Consider the following 4,908-nt stretch of genomic DNA (forward strand, 5'->3'; position numbering starts at 1 on the left):
CCCATCTTCCTCCCCAGCCACGAGCCGCCCGCGCGTCCTCGCGACCACGCGCTGCTCTTCCTCGCGCGCGGCATGGAGCTGCTCATCTCCGAGCGCGATGGCGCCATCGTCCTGCCCACCGGCGCGGCGTTCCCCGACGTCGTCCCGGCGGCGCACTACCTGGGCACGCTGGACGGCGTGGACTGCTACACCGCGCCGCTTCCCCGGGACTTCACGCCCCCCGAGGGCACCACGCTGGTGCCCGCCCGCGCGCTCTACAAGCGGCTGGACGAGGTGCGCTTCGCCATCGCGGGGCGCGCGCTCGCCATCTCCGAGTGGGACGTGCAGCACCGCTTCTGCGGACGCTGCGGCCAGCCCACGCAGCTCGTCTCCGGGGAGCGCGCCCGCAGGTGCCCGGTGGACAACACTCCGTTCTATCCGCGCATCTCTCCCGCGATGATTGTCCTCGTCACCCGGGGCGACACGATGCTGCTCGCGCGCAATTCCACCCTGCCGGAGCCCATGTTCAGCACGCTCGCGGGCTTCGTGGACGCCGGTGAGTCGCTGGAGGAGTGCGTCGCGCGCGAGGTGAAGGAGGAGGTCGGCATCGACGTGAAGAACATCCGCTACTTCGGCTCGCAGCCCTGGCCCTTCGGGCGCTCGCTGATGGTGGGCTTCACCGCCGAGTACGCGGGCGGCGACATCCAGGTCGACGGCAAGGAGATCGCCGAGGCCCACTGGTTCCACCCGGACAACCTGCCCCGCGTCCCGCCGCGCCTGAGCATCGCCCGACACCTCATCGACGCCTTCGTCGAGCTCGTGAAGGCCCGCCCTCCCACCGGGCGGTGAGCCCGCGAGTGCCAACAAGCGGGCGCCACGGGCATTCGGTACAGTGCCCGCCAGCTCTCGCAGGAGGGGACCCGGATGAAGCGCTTCGCGCTGCGCGACCGAACCGACCGCCTGGACGCGGTGACGCAGTACGAGGACATCGTCCGCATCCTCGCCACCCAGGAGTTCCCCTGGGACATCACCCAGGCGCTCAGCTTCGCGCTGTTCCGCACCTACGCGGTGCCGAGCATCGGCGTGCTGCTGCACGACACCGGCGAGTTCACCGCGCGCCCCCAGAAGCGCTACGACGACACCGTGCTCATCCTCGACGCCATCCTCGAGCACGGCATGGCCAGCACCGCGGGGCGCGCGGCCCTGCGTCGGATGAACCAGATGCACGGCGCCTATGACATCTCCAACGATGACATGCGCTACGTGCTGTCCACCTTCGTCGTCACGCCCGTGCGCTGGCTCGCGCAGTTCGGCTGGAGGGCGCTGACGCCCCACGAGGTGACGGCGTGGACGCACTACTACCGCGCCATGGGTCGCCACATGGGCATCCAGGACATCCCCGGGACGTACGAGGACTTCGTCACCCTCCTGGACGACTACGAGGCGAAGCACTTCGCCTTCGACACGCGCAGCCGCGCCGTCGCCGACGCCACGCTGGAGCTGCTCACCACCTTCCCTCCGTCGAACCTCGCGCCCAAGCCGCTCGTCACGCTGTTCGCGCGCACGCTCATGGAGGATGCGTTGCTGGACGCCTTCCACTACCCACGCCCGTCCTCGCTCAGCCGGAAGCTGTTCCGCTCCGCGCTGTGGCTGCGCGGCCGGTTCGTGCGCTACGCGCTGTCGCCTCGCGAGACGCCGCTGTTCGGGCGCGAGGGCTCCAACCTGCGCACCTACCCCCAGGGCTTCGACGTCGAGAAGCTGGGCACCTTCCCCAAGGGCTGCCCCGTGCATCACCACCGCACGGCCGCCGCCCCCACCGCGGAGCCCGAGGCCGCTCCGCCCCGACAGGGCACCGCCGACACCTGAAGGCCTGGGCGCACCCGGGCGTCCGGACAGCCGCAAGTCCTCCAGATTGCTCGGGGTTCCCGCCCCCTGGCGCCTTGGGGGCCTGGCGGGGAATCCGGTGGTGTGGCCGGGGCGTTGGCTCGGGATTGGGGGAGCGGCTTGACCTCGTGGGCTGACTGGGGTTGAAGCGCCGCTCCCTCCCGTCTCACGAAGAAGCCATGCCCGCCGCGCGTCCGCACATCGAGCCCCGTCTGGTCCCCACCGCCGACTCCGTGGTGGTGAAGGAGATCTACCTCTCCCTCCAGGGCGAGTCCTCGCACGCGGGCCTGCTGTGCGCCTTCGTCCGCCTCACCGGCTGCCACCTGCGCTGCACGTACTGCGACAGCGAGTTCGCCTTCCACGGCGGCACGCGCATGAAGAACGCGGACGTGGTGGAGCAGGTGAAGGCCCTGCGCACGCCGCGCGTGGAGGTGACGGGCGGCGAGCCGCTCTTGCAGCCCGGCGTGTATCCGCTGATGCAGTCGATGCTCGACGCGGGGCTCATCGTGCTGCTGGAGACCAGCGGCGCCATCGACGTGCGCCTGGTCCCTCCGGCGGTGCACAAAATCGTCGACATGAAGACGCCGTCCTCGGGCGAGTGCGCGCGCAACGACTTGCGCAACTTCACGTCGATGAACGCCAACGACGAGGTGAAGTTCGTCATCGGCTCGCGCGAGGACTACGAGTGGTCCAAGGCGCTCATCGCCGAGCACCGCCTCACCGAGAAGCCCTTCTCGCTGCTGTTCTCCACCGTGTTCGGCAAGCTGCACCCGCGCGAGCTGGCGGAGTGGACCATCGAGGACCGGCTCTCCGTCCGCTTCCAGCTCCAGATGCACAAGTACCTTTGGGACCCGAACGAGCGCGGCGTCTGACGACGGGCCTCACCTGTCGATGGCGAGGAACAGGAACATCGCCACCCAGACGAGCACCAGCAGGAGCGTCAGCCCCCCCAGCACCCAGCCGACGCGCGCGGGCCACTTCCCCCGGACGGGGCTTTCGGCCCTGCGGATGCGCCCGGTCTCACGCAGCCCCAGCACCAGGGCGCCCGCGCCCGCCACCAGCGTCGGAAGGGGAATCCCCAGCGAGCACGGCAGGAGCACAAGCCCCGCCACGCCCAACCCCAGCGCACCCCAGGCCACGCGCGACGCGGGCCCGTCCATGCGCAGCCGCGCCCGGCACGGCGCGCACACGGAGCCCTCCGGGACCAACTCCACGCACTCGGCGCACAGGAAGGTGCCGCAGCGCGCGCAGGTGGCCACCGCGGGCTCTTCCGGATGAAGGCCGCAGTGCGCCACGGCGGAGCGTCAGAAGCCCGGCGGCGGGAAGCGGATGGGCGGCGGCGCGAGCGCGTGCGCGCCCAGCCCCAGGAACACCGCCGCCAGCGCCGCGCAGGACACGAAGCCCGCGACGATGAAGCCCTTGTGGCGGTGCTCGAACTGGCTGAACGCGTAGAAGAACACGTAGCAGGGGATGAGCAGCACCATCACCCCCGTGCCCACGCTGCGACGGAAGGCGTGGACGAGGAGGAAGGCGGCGCACACCAGCGCGACGAGACTGAACAGGAGGGCGAGCGGGAGCAGCGGCACGCCCCTCCCTTAACACGTTCCCCCCTGGCCCGCGCGCCGTGCACATACTAAGCACGGCCCGCCGTCCTCCTTCCGAGGTGCTTGCGCATGAACGCCGCCAAGACGCTGCTCAACTTCGTCCTGCTGGGAACGCTGCTGGGCGTCCTGGTCGCGTCCTGGGTGGGCCCCAACTACCTGGGCTGGTACAACGACACGCCGCTGGCCAGCCAGACGATGTGCAACCTGCCCGAGGTGATTCGCAACGTCACCACGGACCTCATCCACTACCAGACCATCGGCGCCGGCGTGGGCGCCTTCGTCTTCCTGGTGCTGGGCGTGCTCTTCGTCATGCGCGCCAACCGCAAGGCCCGGGACACGGGCGCTCCGCCCCCGGCCGCCCCCCAGACGGCCCCCTGAAGCACTACGGCACCCGCACCAGCACCGACGGCGCCGTGCCGAGCAAGCCGCCGCCCTCGTTGTCCACCACGTTGACCTGCAGCAGGAAGTGCTTGGGCCCATCCACGTCCGGCGCCGTCCACGTGGGGGCGCGCGCGTGAGGGTCACTGAACCGGCCCGCGGGCTCCGCGGGCGACTGCGTCCAGTAGTACTCCATGCCGTCCCCATCCGGGTCCTTCACCTCGAACAGCATCTGCACCACCTCGCCCGGCGCCACCGTCTTCGGGCTGGGGATGGGCCCGGCGGTGACCTCGGGGGAGTGGTTCACCACCATCCCGCAACCGGTACCCAGGGCGGAGATGACCAACGCGAGGAAGACTCCCGAACGAGACCGAAGCATGACCGACCCCTGCTGTGAGGAATGACTGCACGGTAACGCGTGGGCCGGGTTTCGTGTATCGGCATCCGGAACGGAAAAGACCCGGATTCCGGGATGAAAACACATGCGCGGAGAAAGGCTCACCGAGCAACAGACATCCCCGCTCCGAGGTATGACGTCGAGCCGCCGCCGTCAGCGCGGGCGACGCCTGGCGGGTGGACGGGCCGCCTCCACCATCAGCAGCTTGTCGCCCCGGGACAGGCGCTTGATGGCGGCCTCCCGCCGCAGGGCCGCGCTCCGGTCCTCGGCCGCCTCGCTCCAGACGAGCGTCACCGGCAGCCGCGCCCGCGTGTAGGCCGCGCCGCGCCCCCGGCCATGGGTGGCCACCCGGCGCTCCAGGTTGTTGGTGGCGCCGGTGTAGAGCGAGCCATCACGGCAGCGCAGCATGTAGACAGTCCAGCGGGGGGCGTCGTCCGGCACGGGGGGCGCCACTGTAGCGCCACGCCGCGCCCGGCGCGCCCCCGGACGTCAGGTGGGCAGACGCCCCTTGCCCCCACGCCGCAGGGTCAGCTTCGGCAACCTCAACCGGAAGCGCCGCCGCTCGGCGGGAGGCTCGCCCACCCTCGCCATGACCGCCGACACCGGGGCCAGCGGATCCCCCCGCCACGCCGCCAGGATGTGCTGCTCGCTCACCAGCCCCATCAG

The 4,908-nt window shown here is 70.8% G+C and carries 8 protein-coding genes; 4 read left to right on the forward strand and 4 right to left on the reverse strand.

Features of this window, described 5'->3' with window-relative positions; genetic code table 11:
• The 3 genes from nudC to FL311_RS41185 all read left to right on the forward strand — a co-directional run.
• The coding region (gene nudC, locus FL311_RS41175) for an NAD(+) diphosphatase (protein WP_228557425.1) at positions 1-828 on the forward strand (828 nt) is incomplete at its 5' end.
• 75 nt (positions 829-903) lie between these two features.
• Positions 904-1,845, forward strand: a complete 942-nt coding sequence (locus FL311_RS41180) for an oxygenase MpaB family protein (RefSeq protein WP_141333087.1) — start codon at positions 904-906, stop codon at positions 1,843-1,845.
• A gap of 197 nt (positions 1,846-2,042) precedes the next feature.
• On the forward strand, positions 2,043-2,735 hold the full coding sequence (locus FL311_RS41185) for a radical SAM protein (protein WP_141333088.1): 693 nt from the start codon (positions 2,043-2,045) through the stop codon (positions 2,733-2,735).
• Between the two features lie 9 nt (positions 2,736-2,744).
• Here FL311_RS41185 and FL311_RS41190 read toward each other — a convergent pair whose 3' ends face one another.
• Together FL311_RS41190 and FL311_RS41195 are read right to left on the reverse strand one after the other, a co-directional pair.
• Entirely contained in the window at positions 2,745-3,158 is a 414-nt protein-coding gene (locus tag FL311_RS41190) for a B-box zinc finger protein (RefSeq protein ID WP_141333089.1), read from the reverse strand.
• Between the two features lie 9 nt (positions 3,159-3,167).
• Positions 3,168-3,449, reverse strand: a complete 282-nt coding sequence (locus FL311_RS41195; protein WP_046710668.1) for a hypothetical protein — start codon at positions 3,447-3,449, stop codon at positions 3,168-3,170.
• Positions 3,450-3,536: 87 nt separating this feature from the next.
• On the opposite strand from FL311_RS41195, the gene FL311_RS41200 reads away from it, so the two are divergent.
• Positions 3,537-3,845 (forward strand): hypothetical protein, encoded by a 309-nt coding sequence (locus FL311_RS41200; protein ID WP_141333090.1) that lies wholly within the window; start codon positions 3,537-3,539, stop codon positions 3,843-3,845.
• Between the two features lie 4 nt (positions 3,846-3,849).
• Here FL311_RS41200 and FL311_RS41205 read toward each other — a convergent pair whose 3' ends face one another.
• Positions 3,850-4,224 (reverse strand): hypothetical protein, encoded by a 375-nt coding sequence (locus FL311_RS41205; protein ID WP_141333091.1) that lies wholly within the window; start codon positions 4,222-4,224, stop codon positions 3,850-3,852.
• Positions 4,225-4,395: 171 nt separating this feature from the next.
• Positions 4,396-4,650, reverse strand: coding sequence for a GIY-YIG nuclease family protein (locus FL311_RS41210; protein WP_141333092.1), 255 nt, complete (start codon positions 4,648-4,650; stop codon positions 4,396-4,398).
• Positions 4,651-4,908: the final 258 nt, after the last annotated feature.

Source organism: Myxococcus sp. AB025B (assembly GCF_006518215.1).
Classification (GTDB): Bacteria; Myxococcota; Myxococcia; order Myxococcales; family Myxococcaceae; genus Myxococcus; species Myxococcus fulvus.